The organism is Acinetobacter sp. WCHAc060042 (assembly GCF_003231195.1).
Lineage (GTDB): Bacteria > Pseudomonadota > Gammaproteobacteria > Pseudomonadales > Moraxellaceae > Acinetobacter.
Window position 1 is genome coordinate 47,203 of record NZ_QKVN01000021.1, and the last position, 21,238, is coordinate 68,440.

22 protein-coding genes are annotated in these 21,238 nt (G+C 39.5%); 13 read left to right on the top strand and 9 right to left on the bottom strand.

Annotation, left to right across the window (positions count from 1 at the left end):
* Window positions 1-9 precede the first annotated feature (9 nt).
* Window positions 10-693, bottom strand: a complete 684-nt coding sequence (locus DPG01_RS10545; RefSeq protein WP_110975079.1) for an NAD-dependent epimerase/dehydratase family protein — start codon at window positions 691-693, stop codon at window positions 10-12.
* A gap of 65 nt (window positions 694-758) precedes the next feature.
* Window positions 759-1,328, bottom strand: a complete 570-nt coding sequence (locus tag DPG01_RS10550; RefSeq protein ID WP_110975054.1) for a TetR/AcrR family transcriptional regulator — start codon at window positions 1,326-1,328, stop codon at window positions 759-761.
* Between the two features lie 294 nt (window positions 1,329-1,622).
* Between DPG01_RS10550 and DPG01_RS10555 the strand changes: the two genes are divergently transcribed.
* Both DPG01_RS10555 and DPG01_RS10560 read left to right on the top strand, forming a co-directional pair.
* The gene (locus DPG01_RS10555; protein ID WP_110975055.1) at window positions 1,623-2,144 is read left to right on the top strand and encodes an ester cyclase; all 522 of its coding nucleotides are present in this window, start codon (window positions 1,623-1,625) and stop codon (window positions 2,142-2,144) included.
* A 42-nt stretch (window positions 2,145-2,186) separates the two neighbouring features.
* Complete coding sequence (locus DPG01_RS10560) at window positions 2,187-3,260, top strand: hypothetical protein (RefSeq protein ID WP_110975056.1); 1,074 nt, start codon at window positions 2,187-2,189, stop codon at window positions 3,258-3,260.
* Between the two features lie 84 nt (window positions 3,261-3,344).
* On the opposite strand, the gene DPG01_RS10565 is transcribed toward DPG01_RS10560, so the two are convergent.
* A complete protein-coding gene (locus tag DPG01_RS10565) occupies window positions 3,345-4,388 on the bottom strand; it encodes an AraC family transcriptional regulator (protein ID WP_110975057.1) in 1,044 nt (347 codons plus the stop codon).
* A gap of 203 nt (window positions 4,389-4,591) precedes the next feature.
* Here DPG01_RS10565 and DPG01_RS10570 point away from each other — a divergent pair, with 203 nt between their 5' ends.
* From DPG01_RS10570 to DPG01_RS10590, 5 genes are all read left to right on the top strand, one after another.
* A complete protein-coding gene (locus DPG01_RS10570) occupies window positions 4,592-4,912 on the top strand; it encodes an SCP2 sterol-binding domain-containing protein (RefSeq protein WP_110975058.1) in 321 nt (106 codons plus the stop codon).
* 70 nt (window positions 4,913-4,982) lie between these two features.
* Window positions 4,983-5,504 (top strand): VOC family protein, encoded by a 522-nt coding sequence (locus DPG01_RS10575; protein WP_110975059.1) that lies wholly within the window; start codon window positions 4,983-4,985, stop codon window positions 5,502-5,504.
* Between the two features lie 25 nt (window positions 5,505-5,529).
* A complete protein-coding gene (locus DPG01_RS10580) occupies window positions 5,530-6,501 on the top strand; it encodes a quinone oxidoreductase family protein (RefSeq protein ID WP_213065998.1) in 972 nt (323 codons plus the stop codon).
* A 152-nt stretch (window positions 6,502-6,653) separates the two neighbouring features.
* Window positions 6,654-7,484, top strand: coding sequence for an MBL fold metallo-hydrolase (locus DPG01_RS10585; protein WP_110975080.1), 831 nt, complete (start codon window positions 6,654-6,656; stop codon window positions 7,482-7,484).
* Between the two features lie 315 nt (window positions 7,485-7,799).
* The gene (locus DPG01_RS10590) at window positions 7,800-9,014 is read left to right on the top strand and encodes an OmpP1/FadL family transporter (RefSeq protein ID WP_110975061.1); all 1,215 of its coding nucleotides are present in this window, start codon (window positions 7,800-7,802) and stop codon (window positions 9,012-9,014) included.
* A 136-nt stretch (window positions 9,015-9,150) separates the two neighbouring features.
* Here the strand turns inward: DPG01_RS10590 and DPG01_RS10595 are convergent, their stop codons facing one another.
* On the bottom strand, window positions 9,151-10,194 hold the full coding sequence (locus DPG01_RS10595; RefSeq protein WP_110975062.1) for an AraC family transcriptional regulator: 1,044 nt from the start codon (window positions 10,192-10,194) through the stop codon (window positions 9,151-9,153).
* 292 nt (window positions 10,195-10,486) lie between these two features.
* Between DPG01_RS10595 and DPG01_RS10600 the strand changes: the two genes are divergently transcribed.
* On the top strand, window positions 10,487-11,383 hold the full coding sequence (locus DPG01_RS10600; protein WP_110975063.1) for a bile acid:sodium symporter family protein: 897 nt from the start codon (window positions 10,487-10,489) through the stop codon (window positions 11,381-11,383).
* Window positions 11,384-11,512: 129 nt separating this feature from the next.
* On the opposite strand, the gene DPG01_RS10605 is transcribed toward DPG01_RS10600, so the two are convergent.
* The 3 genes from DPG01_RS10605 to DPG01_RS10615 are packed head-to-tail and all read right to left on the bottom strand — an operon-like array spanning window position 11,513 to window position 14,134.
* Window positions 11,513-12,370 carry an N-acyl homoserine lactonase family protein gene (locus DPG01_RS10605; RefSeq protein ID WP_110975064.1) on the bottom strand — a complete coding sequence of 286 codons (858 nt, stop codon included), beginning with the start codon at window positions 12,368-12,370 and terminating at the stop codon, window positions 11,513-11,515.
* Window positions 12,371-12,414: 44 nt separating this feature from the next.
* A complete protein-coding gene (locus tag DPG01_RS10610; RefSeq protein ID WP_110975065.1) occupies window positions 12,415-13,188 on the bottom strand; it encodes an SDR family NAD(P)-dependent oxidoreductase in 774 nt (257 codons plus the stop codon).
* A 1-nt stretch (window position 13,189) separates the two neighbouring features.
* Window positions 13,190-14,134, bottom strand: a complete 945-nt coding sequence (locus tag DPG01_RS10615) for a M24 family metallopeptidase (RefSeq protein ID WP_110975066.1) — start codon at window positions 14,132-14,134, stop codon at window positions 13,190-13,192.
* A gap of 195 nt (window positions 14,135-14,329) precedes the next feature.
* Between DPG01_RS10615 and DPG01_RS10620 the strand changes: the two genes are divergently transcribed.
* Window positions 14,330-14,950 (top strand): TetR/AcrR family transcriptional regulator, encoded by a 621-nt coding sequence (locus DPG01_RS10620; RefSeq protein ID WP_110975067.1) that lies wholly within the window; start codon window positions 14,330-14,332, stop codon window positions 14,948-14,950.
* Between the two features lie 95 nt (window positions 14,951-15,045).
* On the opposite strand, the gene DPG01_RS10625 is transcribed toward DPG01_RS10620, so the two are convergent.
* Window positions 15,046-15,906 (bottom strand): patatin-like phospholipase family protein, encoded by an 861-nt coding sequence (locus tag DPG01_RS10625; RefSeq protein ID WP_162622339.1) that lies wholly within the window; start codon window positions 15,904-15,906, stop codon window positions 15,046-15,048.
* A gap of 417 nt (window positions 15,907-16,323) precedes the next feature.
* Between DPG01_RS10625 and DPG01_RS10630 the strand changes: the two genes are divergently transcribed.
* From DPG01_RS10630 to DPG01_RS10645, 4 genes are all read left to right on the top strand, one after another.
* Window positions 16,324-17,220, top strand: a complete 897-nt coding sequence (locus tag DPG01_RS10630; RefSeq protein ID WP_110975069.1) for a bile acid:sodium symporter family protein — start codon at window positions 16,324-16,326, stop codon at window positions 17,218-17,220.
* A gap of 2 nt (window positions 17,221-17,222) precedes the next feature.
* Window positions 17,223-18,266 carry a helix-turn-helix transcriptional regulator gene (locus DPG01_RS10635; RefSeq protein ID WP_110975070.1) on the top strand — a complete coding sequence of 348 codons (1,044 nt, stop codon included), beginning with the start codon at window positions 17,223-17,225 and terminating at the stop codon, window positions 18,264-18,266.
* Window positions 18,267-18,356: 90 nt separating this feature from the next.
* Window positions 18,357-19,547 carry an OmpP1/FadL family transporter gene (locus tag DPG01_RS10640; RefSeq protein ID WP_110975071.1) on the top strand — a complete coding sequence of 397 codons (1,191 nt, stop codon included), beginning with the start codon at window positions 18,357-18,359 and terminating at the stop codon, window positions 19,545-19,547.
* Window positions 19,548-19,557: 10 nt separating this feature from the next.
* Complete coding sequence (locus DPG01_RS10645; protein WP_110975072.1) at window positions 19,558-20,124, top strand: carboxymuconolactone decarboxylase family protein; 567 nt, start codon at window positions 19,558-19,560, stop codon at window positions 20,122-20,124.
* Window positions 20,125-20,330: 206 nt separating this feature from the next.
* On the opposite strand, the gene DPG01_RS10650 is transcribed toward DPG01_RS10645, so the two are convergent.
* Window positions 20,331-21,200 carry a LysR family transcriptional regulator gene (locus DPG01_RS10650; protein ID WP_086210498.1) on the bottom strand — a complete coding sequence of 290 codons (870 nt, stop codon included), beginning with the start codon at window positions 21,198-21,200 and terminating at the stop codon, window positions 20,331-20,333.
* Between the last annotated feature and the right edge of the window lie 38 nt (window positions 21,201-21,238).

The following is a 21,238-nucleotide window of genomic DNA, read 5'->3' on the forward strand; positions in this document are numbered from 1 at the left end:
AATTAAGCTTTAAGCCGCACTGTTTAGTAAACGTTGTCCCAGTTGGTTGATGTCTTTTGATTCAAGAATGAAACGGTCTGCTTGACCTTGTACAATGCCAATCATGGCTTGTCCCAATATCTCCGACGTCGTAAATAACCACGGGCAATATCGAACCAAATACGGAAAAATAGGATTCAAAGGTTTCATCAACTCCACACCGATTTGATATGCTCGTGTTCTACTCGAAATTCCTGTTCCTGCTCGAATAAAACCTGGACGTACAGCGCCGGCATATTGAAAAGGCATCTTCTGTAATTTTTGTTCTACACGCTGACGTACTCGTGCCCACATACCACGACCACCTGCACCACCCGCAGAGCAATAGCAAAATGAAAATTGAGGATTGATTCGGACTAAGTTTTCAGCCCAAAATAAAGTAAGCTCTTCGGTAACTTTGGCATATTCAGCTTCATTTTTACCCACAGAACTTGTCCCGATCGCCCAAATACACGCGTCGTATCCTATAAGTTCATTTTGTATTTCAGTCACTTGGAATAAATCTTTTAGCAACAACTCTTTTAGTTTTGCATGCTCGATGCCACAGCTTTGCCGCCCAACCACCAGAACGGCTTCGATATCATCTTTCTGTAAGGCTTCACGCAATACACTCTTCCCGACCATGCCTGTTGCACCCAAAATAATAAGTTTCATAAATTTATTGCCTTTTAAATTCATATTAAATGAGTGATTAATTACTCATTTAATATCTAAAAAAATTACTGATATGCAATCACTCGCCAAAATGCTGCAAAACCATCGCGTAATAACGCTTCAGCATTGTTTACATCAAGTTTCATAAATTCCATCGTGGTATTCGCCATCGTCACCATGATTGCGCCGACATAATCAGGAGACTGATGACTTAACGCTCCCTCTGCCATCGCATTTTTAAGAACAATGCTGATATCACAGAAAGCATCATTACCTATCGCTCTGGTTGTATCTGTCACAATAGAAGATAAGCTTAATGTGGCTAAAACCTGCTGTCCATGAGGATTAGATAATCCCCAAGAAATATAAGCTCGCCAAGCAACTTGAACCTGCTCACGTAACTCAACAGACTGTTCAGGCAAAATGAGCGCTGAGCGTAACTGTTGTTTGAGACTCAGATACAACTGATTAATGAGCTCATCTTTATTTTGAAAATACGTAAAAATCGTACCTTCAGAGACATTGGCTAGCTTCGCAATTTTTGCTGTGGATACGCTGAGACCTTGCTCTGCAATCAAATTAGTCGCTGCATCTAAAATCGCTTGACGTTTTTCTTCACTTAAAGGACGTGCCATATCAACAGAATAAAATAATTAAGTACTCACTCAATTATTAATATAATTTAAAATGAAGTCAAATATTTTTTAACTTTTCTATAGTTGGTCATTTATATGCTGTATAAGCATATTTTATTTATGTTTTAAAACAATGACTTTTGCCTATATCGCGTAGCTCGATCCTTGCAACACTTCAACACCTCATGAAATTTGGCACTTATTCACCATAAATATGACACGCCACTACCATCTCAATAGAGCAGATCTCATTACATTGAAAACTAACCTTAGCCCATATGAATGGATGTCAATATGTTAGATCAAAAATTAATGGATTTTCGCGAAAAGCTGGTACTGGATCACTTTGCCGATGAAGTCAAACAGGATTTTGATGCTGTGTTACACACCTTCCCTCATCCTCACTATGAACTGATTGCAACCGATGCGGTACATGATGGTCGTGATGATGTACTAAATTATCATCGTACCTCACGTAAAGCATTTCCCGACCAACATCACGAGTTAATCGCACTACGTCATACCGAAGATGCTGTGATTTGTGAATTTTGGCTATTAGGTACACACAAAGGTTATTTAGGTTCTGTACCTCCTACAGGAAATTCGTTCCGTGTGCGTATGTGTGCTTTCTTTATTTTTGAAGGTGAAGAATTGGTGTGTGAACGTATTTATTTCGATACTTTAAGCATTATCAAACAGCTTTTTAAAGGCTTTAACCTCAAATCACCCAAAGGTATTTTACAGTTCTACAAAGCAGCATCGGGTCTTCTACACGACATGAAAGACTTAAGCAAAGTCACGAAAGCGAAGCGTTAATAATACATAGATCACTGTAATATTGAATAAAGGATAAAATTGATGGCAGATCTATTCAAACCCTTAGGCATGCAAGAAATTTCGGATTTTGATGGTACTCGTAATGCGCCTTCGCCTAAACAACGCTTGGAAAATGTCAGAACAGCATCGTTAAAGTTTCGACAAAAACTCATGCAACAAGCAGATGTGCAATATTATCAAAGTATTGATTTGGTTCGAGCACCTTATCCGACTTGGTATGGTTACACTGGTGTGTTTGCACAAAAGTCTTTGACCTTCCCTTTTTTACATTTGCTCAACCGTTTGTTCGTGATTCAATACAAAGACTTTCATGGGCAACTGAGAGTTTTATTGTTCTCACCTACCGATGTAGTGAATAATCGTAAAACGCCATTTTTTGAACGACTTGCAGGTTCATTACCCGAAAGTGCCTCAAAAGTCTTTGCCCCACAATACACCTCTGTTGAGCAAACGCTAGAAAGACTCAAAATTAAGCCTGAACAAGTGGATTATATTAGTTATGACCATTTGCACACCCAAGAACTTCGAAAATGGCTCGGCACAAAGGATCAGCCTGCCTATTTCCCAAATGCAAAATTACTGGTGCATGAAAAAGAATGGCACTGTGTTCAAGGCTTACTTCCTGTGCAATCGGACTGGTATTGTCCAAATGCCGTTGAAGGAATTGATGCAAATAAAGTCATTACATTTAAGAAAAGTATAGCTTTGGGCGAAGGTTTAGCCTTGGTTCATACGCCAGGCCATACTGAAGGTAATCATTCTTTGGTTGCAAAAGTCGATCAGCAGATTTTTGTTTCTTCTGAAAATGGCATCAGTTTAGATGCTTATGAGCCGAAAAGTTCAAAAATCAAAGCGATTCGAGACTATGCCAAAAGCACAGGTGTAGAAGTGATTCTGAATGGAAACACCCAAGAAGGCAGTAATGATCAATATATTTCCATGGTCATGGAAAAAACCATCGCAGGCCCATTAAAAAGTAATCCTGCATTTCCAAGTTGTGCATGTAGCAGTGAATCTACGCCCTATTGGCTTTTCCCTGGGCTCAAACAAACGGAAACTTTAGGTGCACTTCAATTTGGGACATTAGTGATTTAATCATTTATTTTTTATCTCGCTTATGCTTTTTATATCGTTTGAAGACCCTTGAGCTTCAAGCGATTTTTTTTATTCTCAGATGTATTATGTATTAAAACTTCGGTATTCTTTTGGGGTTTTTCCTGTCCAACGTTTAAAGGCGCGCTGGAAAGCACTTTGTTCTGAAAAACCTATTAAGAAGGCAATCTCCACTAAACTGAGTTGTGGGTTTCTCACATAGCTCATCGCAAGGCTTTGACGGATTTCATCGACAAAATGCCTAAAGTTCAGATTATGCCGAAGCATCTCTATTTTGAGTTCATCCACGGTAAAATCTGTCTGCTGTGCCAGCTCTTCAAAGGTCAAGCCACCTAGCTGAAACGATTCAATAATCGCTTTACGTGCAACTGCTAACAAAGAGGGTTCGAGGTGATTGCCCAATTGCTTTAAAAGTTGTTGTCTCAAATCACTCATGACCAGATGCACCGACTCATTCGAGCTTGGTAATGGATAATCTAAAAAGTCCTCATGAAAACCAATTGCTGTATCTTTGGCATTAAAAATTAGTGGGCAACGAAACAGCGCAGTATATTCACTGATATCTTCAGGCTGTTCATGCTGAAAAGAGACCCAAAGTGGGCTCAAATCCTGCCGATTAAATAACTGACGAGATAAAGTCACATAAGAAGCTTGATGTAATTCATCTTGCAGTTTTCCCAAAGGCTGATCACCTGACAAATTACTTTTCCAGTAGCGGATATATTCTTTTCCATGCCGTTCAAAAATATTGCTGCCCGCATCAATAGTGAGCGCAGAATAGTGGATATTTTGTTGCATGACTTCACGTGCATTTGCACAAGTCATGAGTGCAAAACCGTGTGGGCCTAAGTGTCCTGTCGTCACCAACTGCCCGAGCGTAATTCCAAGGTTAGGCTGTTTAAATTTGTCTTGTAATAAATGACAGGCCTGATTGAAGGTCTGAAAATCGACACGATCATTGGGTCGATCAAACAGATCAGGTGCGAGATTAATTTCCGCTAAAAACTTCGATACAGGATAATTTTTTCGCTGTAAATAGTCGAAAAGCAATCGCATATAGTGCACGGCAACACTATGCTTTTTCTGTACAGGATCAATATCTTGCATCATTTTCCTACATATCCATATCTCGACTGAGACATCATTTCAAAATCTCAGGTCAATGAATTCCATTTCACGTCAATACCCTTTTTGCATTGTGCCCTATAGTCAGCTCAGCACTCAACTTTAAATCCAAACGATGAACATACATTTGAAGATGAGTCTAAATACAAACCTAAACTCTTTTACATCATTCATTAAAGGATTAGACCATGAATATCAATGATTTCATCTTAAATCAACTGCCAACTGCATTAAACCCAGAAAATACGGATGGTGTTGAATGCATTCTGCAGCTACAGCTTTCTGCCCCTTACGTGATTCAAATTAATGATGGCACTTGTGACATTCAGCAAGGTGAAAATGCTAATGCCGATGTTGTACTGACCACCAGTGATGAGGTGTTCATTGAATTGATCACTGGCAAAATTGCAGGTGCAATGGCCTTTATGAGTGGCAAACTCAAAATTGATGGCGACATCATGTTGGCGAAAGAAATTAGCGATTATTTTGATGCATCAAAACTGGCTTAAAACTCGAATTTAGTCTGTTAAGGGCAAATACATTTGCCCGATTCAATTCAATTTAGAAAAGGAAATTCCCATGAGTAAAGATTTAGGCCCAGTTTGCCAAAACGGTTACATCGTCAAAGACATCGAAAAAGCCATGGATGAATGGATCAAGTTGGGCGTTGGCCCTTGGTTCTATGTGGAAAATGCCATGTTGGACAATTTCAAATACAAAGGTCAACCGCATGATATTGAAATGAAAGTTGCACTGGCCAATTCAGGCGATGTACAGATCGAGTTGATCCAGCAAACCAATGATGTACCGTCGATGTATCAGGATTTCTTAAATTCAGGTCGTGAAGGCTTTCAACATATTGCATATTGGACCGAAGACTATGATGCCATGTATCAACACCTTCAGGATCAAGGCTTTAGCGTTGTGCACGAAGGTCAAATTGGTGGTCCACAAGGTCGAATGGCGTATTTTGATACTGAACATGTCATCGGTACTGCATTAGAAATTTCTGAGTTGGCAGGCAGTAAAAAACAGATATTTGACTATATCAAAAAGGCATCCATCGGCTGGAACGGCAGTAAACCGATTCGTAAACTTTAAATCCCAGCTCTATAGTTCGAGGTCTATGATGAAATCCATATTATCAGGTGAACACGGCGCAGTTTTAGGTGAGTTAGAAAAACCTCAAGTCATGCCAAATCATGTTTTAGTTCAAATCAAAGCCTGCGCGCTGAATCGGGCAGATTTGAATATGTTAACGGGTGCAACACATGGCTTTGTCGGCGGACTCGGCTTTCCTGTTGGTGTAGAATGGGCTGGCGAGATCGTTGAAGTGGGTGAAGCGGTTCAACCATGGCAAGTCGGTGACCGTGTCATGGGTGCAGGCCCTGGTGCATTTTCTGAATATACTTTAGCCAATGCAGCATGGATTTATCCCATTCCCGATAATCTGAGTTTTGAGCAAGCAGCCACTTTACCTGTTGCCTTACAAACCACGCATGATGCCATTGTGACCAATGGACAGTTGCAAGCAGATGATCATGTACTCGTTGTCGGTGCAAGCTCGGCTGTGGGTTTGATGGCAATGCAAGTGGCTAAGTATTTAGGTGCAAAACAAGTGATTGGTACATCAACCACACCTGATAAGCTTGAAAAACTGGCTGAATTTGGTGCTGATGCAACAGTAAATACCAAAGATGAGGACTGGGCCAAACAGGTACTCAAACTCACCAAACGCAAAGGTGCAGATCTGGTGATCGACTTTTTGGCAGGCCCTTTATTTAACGCCACCATGTCCGTTACAAAGATCGCTGGAACCATTGTCAATGTCGGACGTATGGCGGGTGAAACAGGTGAAGTGGATTTTGATCAGCATTCAATGCGTCGGATCAATTACAAAGGTGTGAGTTTCCGTACACGTAATCCAGATGAAATTGCAGAAGTCATCCAGAAAGCGAAAGATGCTCTCATTCCCGCTTTGGCAGAAGGTCAAATCAAGATGCCGATTGATGCGGTGTATCCATTTGAGCAGTTTAATGATGCCTTCGACAAAATGAAGAAAAATCAGCATTTTGGGAAAATTGTGCTGACGCTGTAATTATTCCATCACGCGTCATTTCCTCTGAATATGACGTGTTTTGAAAAAACCTATTGATCCCTTTAGGTTTAAATTCACGACATGAAAAGTCCATCTGTGAGAAAATCATCTATAAAAAGCCTGCTCATGAAAAAACCAGCTACGAGAACAGCATGAAAATACATCATTTAAATTGTGGGACAATGTGTCCACTATGCGCCAAACTGATCAATGGACAAGGCTCATATACCGAACCGGGTAAATTGGTTTGTCATTGCCTATTGATCGAACATGACAACCGTTTGATGATGGTTGATACAGGGATCGGCTTACAAGACATCCAACATCGTGACCAACGTCTTGGAAAAACCTTTCAGAAAAGTTTTAAACCGAAACTCGATCCACAAGAAACTGCATTTGAACAAATCAAACAGCTTGACTATGACCCTGCCGATGTAACTGACTTATTTCCAACCCATTTAGATTTGGATCATGCAGGTGGATTTTCCGATTTTCCTCAAGCCAAAGTCCATGTCTATCAGCCTGAACTTGAGCAAATTACCCAACCCACATGGAAAGACAAATTACGCTTTAGGTTCAATCAATTTAAGCCTACACCCAACTGGCAAGTCTATAAGCAAACCAATAGTCAATGGTTTGGACTGGATGCGATTTCATTAGAGGAGACGCTCAAGCTCAATATCTTTATCATCCCGCTTATTGGGCATACCAAAGGTCATGTTGGCATAGCCGTGCCACAAGACTCAGGCAAATGGTTATTGCATTGTGGTGATGCCTATTATCATCACAGTCAATTGGATAAAACTGACCATATGCCGACAGGGCTCAAGTTTTTTGAGCGGATGGTACAAGCCATACCCCAAGCACGACACAATAGCTTAGAGAAACTCAAAACACTTAAAGCACAACATGGTGATGAGATTGAATTTTTCTGTGCACATGATCCTGTAGAACTCGAACGTTATCAAATAAATGGCAACTAATGTACTACTGCTCACCACCTCAATCGTGCAATAACCATAAAGCCTATGTCTTCAACACATAGGCTTTGTTGTATCCGTCCATGCTATTTCATTTTTCTAATATCTCGTTTTTCTAATGTTTCTCTTTTCTCATATTTTACTTCTCTCATATTTGGCTTTTCTAAATAGAAGCAATGATTTGCTCTAGCCGATGAGATGACACCAATTCACCAAAAGATTGGCACATTTATACCATTTTCAATCCTTAAATTTAATAAAAATAGACGTACAGAGCACAGATGCTCAGTTCAAACAACAGTACAAAAGGATTTTAAAATGAAAATACGCATCATTGCATTTTCAATCATTTACTTATCTACAGGGCAGCTATATGCCGCAGCAATAGATCGTTCGGGTCAGTCTATTTTACCCTTCTTACAAAAAGGTAATTATTTTGAAGCAGGTTATTCCGTACTTGATCCAAATGTTTCTGGAAAAATTAAACCTGATTTTAGTAAAGGGGGGTTAACGACAGCAGCCAATATGGAAACTGGTGATATTGCAAATAGTTACGCATTCCCTAGTGCAGCGTTAAAATTCCAATTAACAGACCATTTTTCTATAGGCTTTTTATATGACCATCCATTTGGTGCAGACGCAGGCTACCCTATTAAAGACTATCCAGCATACACTCAAGGCACTGAAAAATCTGAATCTGAAGTAGTCACACAAAGTTTAAGTACGATTCTCGGCTATCAACCCAATGAACACTTCAACGTCTATGCAGGACCTGTACTGCAAACCACCAAAGGCAATAGTCGTTTAAGAGGTGCCGGTTATAACTGGATTAAATATGACATGAATGCACCAGAAACAGATGGTGTAGGCTGGCTCGCAGGTTTTGCTTACAGTATTCCTGAAATTGCCTTACAGGCTGCGGTGACCTATCGTTCTGAAATTGATCATGACATTGACATGACTGAATCTGTACAGATTTTAAATCCGACCAATCCAGCTCTGGGTTATGTCAATTTGGGTACAACAACATTGGAGTCAACCGTCACCACACCGCAGTCTGTGAATATTGATCTGCAATCTGGCATTATGCAAGATACAGTCGCTTTCGCCAATTTTCGCTGGGTGGAATGGTCGAAGTTTCGAATTTCCCCTGAACGTCTTGCACAGCTCACCACGCAACTCACAGGAAAAGCTGTTGATCTTGCGGGATATAGTGATGACCAATACGCAGCCAATATTGGTATAGGGCGTAAATTTAATACCCATTGGTCAGGTTCTGTCTCACTCGGCTGGGACAGTGGCGCGGGTAACCCTGTGACAACACTAGGTCCAACTGAGGGATATTGGAGTATTGGACTAGGTGCAAAATATGCACCTGCACCCAATTATGATATTTCTTTGGGTTTAAAATATTTTATGCTTGGAGATGCCAAAGCACAGTCAGGTTTTGATTTTGGTACAGACAATTATGATGCAATTTATAAAGACAATGATGCATGGGGTTATGGCTTAAAAATAGGTTACCGTTTTTAAGCACATAAATACTGTCAGTCTATTGAAATGGACTACTTTTATATCAAAAACTGGATGAATTAACTTCAACCTTTGTTATAAAACATAGCCATAACATGATTATAAAAAAGCGATCACTTGATCGCTTTTTTTTAAACTAAGTCGCTTTTAAACGCTGTAACTGAGCCTGTTGCCATTGCTTCGGTGGCATACCAAACCAACGCTTAAACGCCTTGGTAAAGTTCGATACATCGTTATAGCCTAAATGATTGGACAGCTCGATGAGTGTGATTTTTTTATGGAGTAAATAATCCTTTGCCACTTCAGCACGCGAAGCTGACACCAATGCATCATAAGTCGTATCATGCTCAGCTAACTTTCTAAAGAAAGTCCGTCTAGATAAATGCAGCCGTTCTGCCATTTCTTCAGCTGTCAAAGGCTGCTGTAAATTTTGTAAAACCAACAGTTTTAATTTAATCAGCCAGTTTTCCCCGTGTTGTTTAAATAGATTTTGCTCTGCTTCACACATCTTTATAGCCTTTTGAAAGGCAGGAAAGTCAGCACATGGAAGCTTCTCATCAAGCACATTGACATTAAAATAAATGGCACAGTGCTGCTTATTCCAACTAATTGGAGCATTTAAGAAACTAAACTTTTCAGCATATTTAGGTTTTTCATAATCGAGTTCAATCTTGAGCTGTGGCAATTCATGTTCTAATAAATCCCCTAAAATCCGAATGATTGAAAGACAAAGTGCTTCTTGCGTATAGTAATAGGTTAAGCCAAGTGGAATCTGCTTCCCAAAACGAATGCAGACCATTCGGTCTTTAATTTCATACGAGAAATGTATTGTTGGATCTATCAATGTACTAAAACGATTACATACTAAAAAGGCATCTTTTAAGGTCGGTGCTGACATCAGTGCGATACCAAAAGAACCAAAATGTGATAACCGAATATGCTGACTAAATGAGACAGAAATCGCTGGATCATTGGTTAAATTGAGTGCGTTTTGAACAATGACTGCAATTTGTTTTAAGGTGAAATACGTATCTATAGACTCCAGATCATCAATATGTATACCTGAATGTTCTAAGATAGCTGTGGCTGAAAAGCCGCGTGACATAGTCATACGCACAAATGCAGCAGGCAAATGTACAGGAATAATTGGAGCAGACATGCTCTTGTCGTCAAAATCCATTTTTAACTCCGACCTATAGAATAATTATTTCAATTTTTTCATTTATATATTGATCACTATAGGCAATATTCATCATAGCAAAATTGTCACGTTTGTACATTTTTTTGGCACTTTTCTACCAAAGTATTTTCCTCGACTGCTTGATATTAAGTGTGATCGAACGTGTTTAAGAAAAGCGTCGTAACACAGCAAAAAAATATTCATTTTAAAAAAATTGCTCAGCAACGCTGTAAACGATTCCATCCCTTAGACACTCAAAATTGAATAACACGCGCTATGAAGGAAGCTTGCTATGGATTCAGCATTTATCAGCATCGGTATGCCGATTGCCCTGATTATTATCATGATGGGCTTGGGTTTTGAAGTCACGCTACAAGACTTTAAACGTGTTAAAAACAACCCTAAAAATGTACTCATTGCACTGTTTTGCCAGCTGGTACTTCTTATTACGATTGCCTTTTGTCTAGCCAAACTTTTTCAACTCAAACCACTACTCGCTGTTGGTCTGATGATTTTAGCAGCCTCACCTGGCGGGAGTACTGCCAATTTATTCAGCTATCTCTTCAAAGGTGATATTGCACTGAATATCACACTGACTGGTTTTAATTCGGTTATTGCAGCCTTTACTTTACCTATAGTTGCAACCTTATCACTGACCTATTTTATGCAAGATGACACCACTGTCGGAATTCAACTAGATAAACTGATCCAAGTTTTTCTACTGATTTTACTGCCTTTGGTTATCGGTATGATTATTCGTGCAAAAAAACCACATTTCGCCAAAAAAATGGAAAGTTTCGTAAAATACTTTTCGGTGACGTTTCTCGTGGTCATCTGTATTGGTGCATTACTCAAAGAAAAGGCAAATATCGCCAGCTATTTTGCTGATGTTGGATTAGTCTGTGCACTATTCTGTGCGATCAGCTTAACCATCGGCTATTTTATTCCTAAAATATTTAAGATGAATGAAGCAGAAGCTCGAGCATGTGCTTTTGAAATTGGTATTCATAACAGCGCAGTCGCTTTAACTATTGCGATCTCGGTACTCGGCAGTACCACTATTGCCATCCCTGCTGCAGTGTATTCAGTGATTATGATTTTCTTTGCTTTTGCAGTTGGATTTATCTTCAAATATAAAGACAAACGTCAAAAGCTGGTCAATTCAGTTGTAGCTCGGGATACCTTATAAAAACTGCAGTTTACTATAGACACGAACATGAGTACTTAAAGTTAACTTCATATCACTGAACCTTGAAATAAACACATTTTATTTCAAGGTTATGTCATCGCCAAATTTATGTTGGCTATTTCACTCAATTTAAATAATCAGCGAATCACATGGAAGTATCAGTTGTTTTTCCAAACGCTCTCTTACATTTAAGTCATGTGCAGGAAGTAAAAGCGTTGGCTGTTCACGCCCCAACTCTTTGAATTTTCTTAATGTTTGTTTTGATAAGTCAACATTATAAGTCACACCATCCACCAATTCTTCAAGTAAAAAACGCTCATCATAGGTCGCATCGCCCGCAATGATATAGGTCATATCAGGTGATTTAACAATAATCGACATATGTCCGCGCATATGACCTGGGGTAGGTACACAAATCACATTTTTATCCTTAGTCAGATAAAAACTTTGTGCAAATGGACCAAAGGGCTCATTGTTGAACTCAATTAATTGAGGATTGAACCAACGTGGAAAATACTGAGGTAAACAACCAAAGATTCTCCCTTTAAAGCTCGAAGCCAATTCATAATTTTCACGTGTCACAATAATTGGGATATGCGGAAAATGATGTAAACCACCTGCATGATCGTGATGCATGTGAGTCAATACTAAAGCTTTGATATCTTTATTTGGATTTAAACCCATCTTCCAGAGTTGATCCCCGACCTCTTCACCTGGTGCAACTTTTACCACCACACCATGTTTAAAAAATGGATGCCAACTTGGTAAAAAGTCCTGTGCTGAGTTTTCAGCAGTATCACCGCTATCAACTAAAAAATTCCCTTCTGGATGCTCAATCAGATAAGTAAAAATTGGCAGATCTTCAACCCAGTCTTTATCCATCAACATATCAATTTTACGTCGAATTGGCCCTTTACCTTCTTCACCACAATGATGATGTGGACGGATTGAAACTGTACCTGTTTGGATTGGAGTCACGCGAATCATAACGACACCTATATTTAAAAATATGAATAAGAAGATTAAAAAAATCAGAAAGGTTTCATAACACTAGCTGCCATATGCAGTACGACAGCTTTGGGTGACATTGGGGCAAGAATCGACATCACTTTATTCTTCAACCCATGCACTGCCACACCACCTTGTCCTTCTAAAATTTTTTGCACAGCAAAATCAGCGACATCACTCACCGTTGACATATTGCTATCGGTAAAATTATTAGACTGACCACCTTCAGCAGCTGAAGCAAAACCTGTATCGGTTGCACCTGGGCAGATTGCTAATACTTTGATTTGACTATCTTTCAGCTCATATGCCAAAGCTTCACTCAGACTGAGAACATAAGACTTAGTCGCTGCATAAACCGCCATCCACGGTAGAGGTTGAAATGCTGCGGTAGAGGCAATATTGACAACTTGTCCGTGATTACGTGCAATCATCTGCGGTAAAAAGCGATGTGTCATTTCAGTCAGTACGGTCATGTTCAGATTGATGGTTTGTTGGTATTTCTGCCAATCCACATCATGAAATAATCCGAAATCACCACAACCTGCATTATTGATTAATAAATCAATTTCTGTATGTTCAAGTGACTGGTATAGTGTTTCAACAGCATTGGTTTGCGTTAAATCCAATGGCATAGCAATGCATTTAATTTGAAAAGACTGTGTGAGTTCTTCAGCTATTTGTTTAAGCTTCTCAGCACTCCGTGCCACCAGAACCAAATTGATATCTTGTTTCGCAAGTCGCTTGGCAATTTCTAGTCCAATCCCATTCGATGCACCTGTAATTAAAGCCGTGGTCATCTTAGTGCTCTCCTTTCGTTGTTTGCCTATCTGCTTGCTTTTTTATCTGCTTAACGACGTGATTGTTCGATTGCATATGCGGTACATCATCATCTAACCAACGTGCACCCTGATGATCGACCACTAAAATTTCTTCAAACTTAGCGCCTGCACCTGCCCAACCGATATGTGGCTCAATTGCCCATAAGCCTATTTTTGAGCCTACATTTTCAGGGGATAAAGCAGCATTGAATCCAGTTTTTAAAAATTTCAAATTGGTTTCAACTGAAAACCAGCCCATAGAACCGACTTGAATACGCTTGGCTTTAGCTGCTTGTTTTTTTATCTTGAATACACGATGCCCTAATACGCAGAATGGATATTTCGCATGGATATTGTCATAGCCTTCATCTGCAATTTTGCGATCAACTGCCGCCCAAATTTCTTTTGGTGTCATGCTAGATTCAAACATACGAGGCAAATCTGCTCGCAAATTCAATAGAAAATCTTGTGCCTGCTTTAATTCTTCATGCGGTTCTAAGCTCGTGGTATAGCCGACGTCAGCGGTGTAACCATTCACCACAGGTGAAACATCTAAAATCACCACATCGCCCTGCTTCAACTGCTTATCACTAGGATGATATTCACCATAGCCTTGATAAGGATCAAAACGAGTATGCTCGCCAAACCAAGCAAAAGGTCGATGAATATAACGGTCACAGCCAGCGGCTTTTAGATACTGATCGAGCAAATCAGCTGCTTCGATTTCAGTCATTCCATGATGCAGTTTTTTCCCAACTTCGGTCACACAGTCATATGCGATACGTTGTGCTTTACGAAAACCGTCTTGCGCATCTTTCAACAAGACATCATCGGTATTTGGGGTGAGCTTCGATCCTTGCTCTGACACAAAGCGATAGAGTTTTTCTAATACACCTTGCGGTTTTTGTTTGTATCCAATTGCCATTTTTCAGCTACCTCATGTCTTGTGAAACTCATTAAAGCAATAAAACTTGCATTAAATATAGCAAAAAACACTATTAATGCAAGTATACTTGCGTTAATTTATTTCGTACCAGATTCATAATGAATACGGAAAATGAGGATTTTTGCTTTAAGATATTGAACTTATAGAGCAAACCATGCTGGAAAATTATTTGCGATGACTGAATCAAAGAAAGAAACTGAGCAACCTGAAGTGAAACGCCGTACAGGAGGACGTAGTGCCCGAGTCAGAAATACGGTACTGGAACAAGCGTTATTAGAACTCAGTGAAAATGGGTATTTGGCGTTTAGTATTGCTGCTGTGGCAAAACGTGCTGAAGTACATGAAACTACAATTTATCGCCGCTGGCCGACACGTGAAGAATTAATTTTGGATACGATTTCCGAGTTTGCAAATTCAAAGCTCACCACGATTAATTCTGGAAGTTTGGCAAAAGATTTAGAACACAATATGCGTTCCATCGTGCAGCTCATTCAAACACCGATTGGAAGTACACTGATTTTTCTTGGATTTACGGCCCATACTGTTCCTGAGTTTAAAGCACTCAATCTTCAACTTTGGGAAGATAGGATCCGCATTGGTCAAAGTATTTTTGAACATGCGATAGAACGTGGTGAATGGCCAAAAAAATATGATCAATATCGCGTTTTTTCAGAGGTCGTTGGACCTCTACTGACCCATTATTTTTTATTACAGCGACCAATCAGCGATGAAATGATTCAGCAGCGTGTACAGTCGATTTTACGTGATCGGGATTTATTTAAAGTCTTAGATTAACATTTAAATAAAATACCATAAGAATTTGATATTCATCATATTAATTCAACCTAAGCATGTGAAATAGGTTGTAAAAAAACGATTTGTCATGATGACTACACACGATTTTTCCATTGTGCCATTGCCTGATGACCTGCTTTTAATCCAAGCGCATAACCATGTTTCAAATGTATGGCACTTCGCCCAAATAGACTGGCTTTGTATGCCTTTGGTGGACATATTTCTAGGATTTCCACACCCAATGGCGGGTTTCGCATGAGTGCAAGAGTTTGATTATAGCGAGTGGTACGTTGTGCGAAAGTCGCTTTGAGTGCTGGGCTTTTTCGTAAAGCATAGGCAGCCACGAGATGTGTGATGGGATTCCATGTTTTCTGATAATGCTGATGTCGAGATCGAATCACCATAATTCGCTGAGCACCTTGTGCAATCGCTGCTTGTACTGGAAGTGAATCCGCAATACTCCCATCAACCATCGGCTGAGTATCAATCAAAGGAAAATTTCGATAAACCATTGGAATAGCACAGGACGCTTTTACCAAATCAATAAAATTTTCAGGTGTTGGTTGCATATATACTGCGCCCCCCGCTGTAACAGAGGTTAAGCCAATCAGAAACTTCGACTTTCGTTCAAAAATCACGTCATAATCAAGCGGTAACTCTTTGAGTGTAATCTCCCATAGCCAATCCAAATCCATCAAATGACCACCACTTAGAAAGCGAACAATAGATATACTTTGTGGTCGCCGTGCATAATCAGAAAAAACTGCTGACATTCGTCCTAATTTTCCTGATAAATAACTGGCAATAACACCCGATCCTGAAGAAACACCGATATAAATTTCAAAGGGATAGAAGTTATTTTCAATAAAAGCATCTAGCACACCTGCTGAAAATATCCCACGTAAACCACCGCCTTCTACGATCAGTGCAGTAGGCACCTTGTCGACATTACTCATATCTCCAACCATTTAAAGCAACAAAACTTGCATTAAATATAGCACAACCTATTGCTAACGCAATTAAACTTGCGTTAATGTATTTAATACTGAATTCACAATCAAAAATTCAGCAACAGATTTGGAAAGAAAAATGGGTACTGCTCAATACATTTGTGGATAAGTCATTCACTGTGATGAATAGCGAGAAATTTATAAACCGTATTTATTTTTCTTCTTTTTTAGTGCTTTGCCTAAACATTAATTTTGATTGCAAAGCACTATTCAGCATGAAGTGATTCAGCAAGGCGTACAATCTATTATTCGTCCAATTACTTAGCATCGAAATGAGTAAAATCGAATAATCACGAAAACAGTCCATCATGACTGTTCAACTCGCAAGGATTGCGTTTGCTGTATCCCAGTTAGGATAAACGCATGGGACAGCTCAGTATTATTACCGTTCTTTTGCCAGCAGCATTGGCAATTATTATGGTCGGTTTAGGCTTAGAATTAACACCTAAAGACTTTTTACGTGTCAGCAAACATCCTAAAGCCATTTTAGTGGCCTTATTTTGTCAATTGGTACTCTTGGTTGGCATCGCCTTTACCATTTGTCATGTATTAAAACTTCCCCCATTGCTAGCCATTGGTTTAATGCTACTTTCTGCGACACCTGGTGGGCCAACAGCGAATCTATATAGCCATTTATTCAAAGGTGATGTTGCACTTAATATTTCTTTAACAGCCATCAACTCAGTCTTGGCTGCTTTTACACTGCCTTTGATTGCCAATTTTGCAATTGCATTCTTTTCAGAGAATCATCAAGTACTGGGCTTACAATTCAGTAAAATCATCCAAGTGTTTCTGATTATTATTGTGCCTGTCATTATTGGTATGTGCATTCGACACCTTTCTCCCAATATTGCGCACAAATTAGAAAAACCTGTAAAAATTTTCTCAGTGATTTTTCTGATCTTGATCGTCTCTGGTGCGATTTTCTTAGAGCGTCAAAACCTTACTAATTATCTAGAACAAGTCGGTATTGCCAGTGCTTTATTTTGTTTTTCTAGTTTGGCTGTGGGTTATTTTGTCCCTCGTTTGTTTAAGATTAATAGCTACCAAGCCCGTGCTTGCGCCTTTGAAATTGGCTTACATAACAGCACTTTGGCAATGACCATTGCACTGACTGTGCTGATGAATACCACCATTGCAATGCCTGCGGCAGTGTATTCACTGTTTATGTATGTATTTTCTTTTATTTTTGGTCTACTCATTCAACGCTTAGAACCTCTCAGCCATGAACACCGTTTGGTTCAATCAGAAGAGGTCTAAAGATGCACATTGATTTTCATGAATCGTTCTTACCGAGTTATATTCCTCGGGCGATCGTAGAGTTATGTCTGCAAGAGCATATTTCTGAGGATGTGATTTTTGCACAATTAGAATTATGCATACAGCAATTACGTGATCCTCATTTTAAATTGACCTATTCGGAAATGAGTATTTTGGTGGGAAATTGCCTTTCAGCACTTGATTTAAATCAATTGTCCATCAAAGTCGGACAGCATATTCAATTAAAGGATTTAGGCCTTATTGGTCAATTATTACAACACTGTCCAACACTCAAGGATGCACTCTATGTATTGGAAAGATATAGCGTGCTAATTGATCCTGCATTATGGTTTAAGGTTGAAAAGGATCAAGATTATTTTGTGATTCGCTATCGTAAAATGATCCCTCTAGGGGACATTTATCAATATAGTCAGGAAGTCATCAGCATCTTACTCATTCGACTGCTTAGCCAATTGTTTGATATTGAGAACTTACAGCTCCATTTTGAGTTTTCAATACCGAGCCATGCCAAACAACTCCATTTTCTACCCTGTTCAATGTCATGGAATCAACCTGAAACACAACTTATTATCCATGATCCTAAACATAGCTCAAACATTGGACAAGCTGTAAGTTCTAATAGCTCATCTGAATTTTTGCAATTAAAACAACAGGCAGAATCACAATTTAAAGATTTTTTTAGGGTTAAAAAATATTGGATATTTAGAGTGCTCAGTTTGATTCATAGCCATCTTCATCAACCGTTAAAAGCTGAAGATCTCGCAGCATTGTTATTTACCTCACGCAGTACTTTTTTTAGAAAGTTGCATGTCTATCACACCAACTATGAAGATCTGATTCAGCAAGTGCGTATGGACTTTGCCAGTAAATATCTTCTACAAAACAAAGGGACTGTAAGCCACTTGGCCTATACCCTCGGTTTTAGTCATCCTTCTAACTTTATTAAGTCTTTTCAAGATTACTTTGGTATGCCCCCTAAACAATGGCAAAACAGTCAATTTGAGACGATAGCACTATTGGATTGAGACGATAGCACCATTTCTCTAAATCAGCACACCTTAAACTGATGACTAGTCTTGAGGAGCAAGACCAAAAATAAAGTTAAGGAATTCAACATGAAGAAAACTGCTCTCGTACATTCTATCCTCACAAGCATGAGTCTCAGCCTTTTACCTTTTAGTTTAGCCACAGCAGCAGGATTGGAACGAACCACACAATCTGTTGCCGCTTTTTTGCAACCCAATAATTATTTTGAGGCGGGGATATCTGTTTTATCACCGACAGCAGAAGGTCAAGTGAGCCCTAACTTCCCTGTTGGCGCAAATGCGGAAATCTCAAATATTGGTAAAAGCTACTATGCACCCTTTGCTGGGCTGAAATTTCAACTCACAGATCGCTTGGCATTTGGTCTACTTTATGATCAGCCTTTTGGAACAGATTCAGAATATCCAGTACAGCAAGCACCTGTATTTAGCCTCAATGGTGAAGCGACACAGGCCAAAGTCAGCACAGAAAATCTCACGATGTTACTTGGTTATAAACTCAATGACCGCTTTCAAATCTATGCAGGCCCTGCATATCAGACCGTTTCGGCATCAGCAAAACTACGCGGTTATGCCAATGGTGGCCCCACAGCATTTGGTCTATATAACATTGAAGTCGATGACAGTAATGGTGTTGGCTGGGTGACTGGTCTGAGTTATGAAATACCAGAAATTGCACTCAAAACATCTCTAACCTATCGTTCTAAAATCGAACATGATTTAGATATCAAAGAAACTCGTGCAGGTGTCGTTTTATCTGAGTTACCCAATACGGGCAAAACAACCATCGAAACCCCTCAATCTGTCAATTTAGACCTTCAAACAGGAATCGCGCACAACACCCTAGCATTTACCCAACTACGCTGGGTTAATTGGAAAGACTTTACCATTCAACCATATTGGTTTGGAAAACTGAGTAATGGTCTAAATCTGCTGGAATATCCAGAAGATCAATATTCTGTAACTGTCGGGGTTGCTCGAAAACTGCATGAGAAATTTGTAGGTAGCGTTTCTTTAGGCTGGGACAGTGGTACGGGTGAACCTGTATCTATGCTTGGCCCTGTCGATGGCTACTGGAACGTCGGACTCGGTGCAAAATTCAGCCCTGCTAGCAATTACGACATCAGCTTAGGAGTTCGTTACTTTATGTTCGGTGATGGCAAAATCCAATCAGCTAGCCAAAAAGGTACTGACAACTATATTGCTGAATTTAAAGACAGCACTGCATGGGCCTATGCATTAAAAATTGCCTATAAATTTTAAGGAGTAAACGATGAATACTTTAAACATTAGCCCACCAAAATGGAAAAATGAACAAGTTCGAATTGCACCATTATCCCTTTCTCAGTCCAATCTCACGCAGAAGGTTTTTCTTAAAGTCACGCAATATGGTGCCAAATCTAAAGTGCCGCTGAATGTGTTTGGCGTACTGGCTCGTTTAGATAAACTATTTCCCAATTATCTTTTTTTCATGAAAAGTATTTTATTTAAAGGAAATATTGGTCGTGTTGATAAAGAGCTGATTGTCCTTAGAATTGCTTGGAAACTACAGTGTTCTTATGAATGGAAACACCATACCCATTTTGCAGCAGAGCTTGGGATTGAAAATCGTATTATTGAATCCATTACGCTAGATCATTCTGCATTATGGGATGACAAACTCACCACGATGATCAACAGTGTAGATGCTTTACTCACGGATAAAACTTTAAATAACACACAATTTCAGCAGCTCAAAAAATACTTTAATGATGACCAAATTGTTGAATTTTGTATGTTAGTTGGTCATTACGTCATGGTAGCAATGACCATTAATACCTGTGGTGTTCAGCCTGAATAAGACTGCTGAGTATTTATATCAGTATCCACGTAAGTTAAAAGTGTATTTTAACACTGCATTAACAAACTGCTTTTAACTCAAGTGGATACTAAAACCCAACATCATGAATATCTATAGGGATCTGTATACACTCAAAATATTGAAAATACATATAGACATTTAACCTATTCATATACTTTTTTCTTTCAAATATAATGTCAGAATTTTTAATAAGCCGTTGATTGTCGCAAGGTTTTAATTAAAAGCTCATAAAGATGATCCACAGCTTTAGAGCCCTGTGAGATACGACTACGATAGACCGATACTTCCATCGGCTCCAAAGGCCCTAAACCCTGTTCCGCACCTAAAATATCTAAATGAGATGGCACGCTACATTTGGTCAGGACAGCAACAGCCAAACCACTTTCAACAGCAGCGATCTGCCCCACTAAGCTAGAACTGTGATAAACCACCTTATAACGACGTCCCTGTAAAGCGAGTGAATGAATTGCACTGTGTTTAGCTAGACTAGCACTTTCATAAACAGCTATAGGTAGCGGGTCATTTTTCCAAATATCAAATTGTGGTGAGCCGACCCAGACCATTGGTTCGTGGAACAGCAAAGTACCCTGCCGAGGATCATCACGAGAAATCAAGGCTAAATCCAAGTCTCCACTATCCACACGCGGAATCAAAGAAGTGGATTGTTCACAATAGAGTTCAATTTCAACGCCTCCATATCGTGGTGCAAAGCGCTTTAATACAGGTGTGAGATATTGCGCAGCATAATCATCAGGGACCCCCAGTCGAATTCGCCCCACTAGCTCATCTTTATGAAAAGCTTGTTGCGTTTCATGATGTAAATCCAAAATCCGTCTTGCATAACCTAAAAGAAGCTGCCCTTCAGCGGTCAATTCAATCTGTCGATGGGACCTGATGAGAAGTTGACACTGTAGCGCATCTTCTAGTTTTTTGAGCTGCATACTTACCGCCGACTGTGAACGATAAAGCTCAGGAGCGGCATGAGACAACGTTCCCATATCAACCACTGTGACAAAGCACTTTAACCAGTCAATCTGCAAATCTTTTAAGTTCAAGACCGCCCCACCTATTCGATTTTCAAATAGTATACTTA

Coding starts and splice junctions, on each gene's coding strand:
- DPG01_RS10560 (WP_110975056.1), top strand. CDS start 2,187: ATGGCAGATCTATTCAAACCCTTAGGCATGCAAGAAATTTCGGATTTT.
- DPG01_RS10555 (WP_110975055.1), top strand. CDS start 1,623: ATGTTAGATCAAAAATTAATGGATTTTCGCGAAAAGCTGGTACTGGAT.
- DPG01_RS10640 (WP_110975071.1), top strand. CDS start 18,357: ATGAAGAAAACTGCTCTCGTACATTCTATCCTCACAAGCATGAGTCTC.
- DPG01_RS10590 (WP_110975061.1), top strand. CDS start 7,800: ATGAAAATACGCATCATTGCATTTTCAATCATTTACTTATCTACAGGG.
- DPG01_RS10565 (WP_110975057.1), bottom strand. CDS start 4,388: ATGATGCAAGATATTGATCCTGTACAGAAAAAGCATAGTGTTGCCGTG.
- DPG01_RS10600 (WP_110975063.1), top strand. CDS start 10,487: ATGGATTCAGCATTTATCAGCATCGGTATGCCGATTGCCCTGATTATT.
- DPG01_RS10635 (WP_110975070.1), top strand. CDS start 17,223: ATGCACATTGATTTTCATGAATCGTTCTTACCGAGTTATATTCCTCGG.
- DPG01_RS10580 (WP_213065998.1), top strand. CDS start 5,530: ATGATGAAATCCATATTATCAGGTGAACACGGCGCAGTTTTAGGTGAG.
- DPG01_RS10620 (WP_110975067.1), top strand. CDS start 14,330: ATGACTGAATCAAAGAAAGAAACTGAGCAACCTGAAGTGAAACGCCGT.
- DPG01_RS10610 (WP_110975065.1), bottom strand. CDS start 13,188: ATGACCACGGCTTTAATTACAGGTGCATCGAATGGGATTGGACTAGAA.
- DPG01_RS10575 (WP_110975059.1), top strand. CDS start 4,983: ATGAGTAAAGATTTAGGCCCAGTTTGCCAAAACGGTTACATCGTCAAA.
- DPG01_RS10630 (WP_110975069.1), top strand. CDS start 16,324: ATGGGACAGCTCAGTATTATTACCGTTCTTTTGCCAGCAGCATTGGCA.
- DPG01_RS10625 (WP_162622339.1), bottom strand. CDS start 15,906: ATGAGTAATGTCGACAAGGTGCCTACTGCACTGATCGTAGAAGGCGGT.
- DPG01_RS10605 (WP_110975064.1), bottom strand. CDS start 12,370: ATGATTCGCGTGACTCCAATCCAAACAGGTACAGTTTCAATCCGTCCA.
- DPG01_RS10550 (WP_110975054.1), bottom strand. CDS start 1,328: ATGGCACGTCCTTTAAGTGAAGAAAAACGTCAAGCGATTTTAGATGCA.
- DPG01_RS10595 (WP_110975062.1), bottom strand. CDS start 10,194: ATGGATTTTGACGACAAGAGCATGTCTGCTCCAATTATTCCTGTACAT.
- DPG01_RS10570 (WP_110975058.1), top strand. CDS start 4,592: ATGAATATCAATGATTTCATCTTAAATCAACTGCCAACTGCATTAAAC.
- DPG01_RS10545 (WP_110975079.1), bottom strand. CDS start 693: ATGAAACTTATTATTTTGGGTGCAACAGGCATGGTCGGGAAGAGTGTA.
- DPG01_RS10615 (WP_110975066.1), bottom strand. CDS start 14,134: ATGGCAATTGGATACAAACAAAAACCGCAAGGTGTATTAGAAAAACTC.
- DPG01_RS10645 (WP_110975072.1), top strand. CDS start 19,558: ATGAATACTTTAAACATTAGCCCACCAAAATGGAAAAATGAACAAGTT.
- DPG01_RS10585 (WP_110975080.1), top strand. CDS start 6,654: ATGAAAATACATCATTTAAATTGTGGGACAATGTGTCCACTATGCGCC.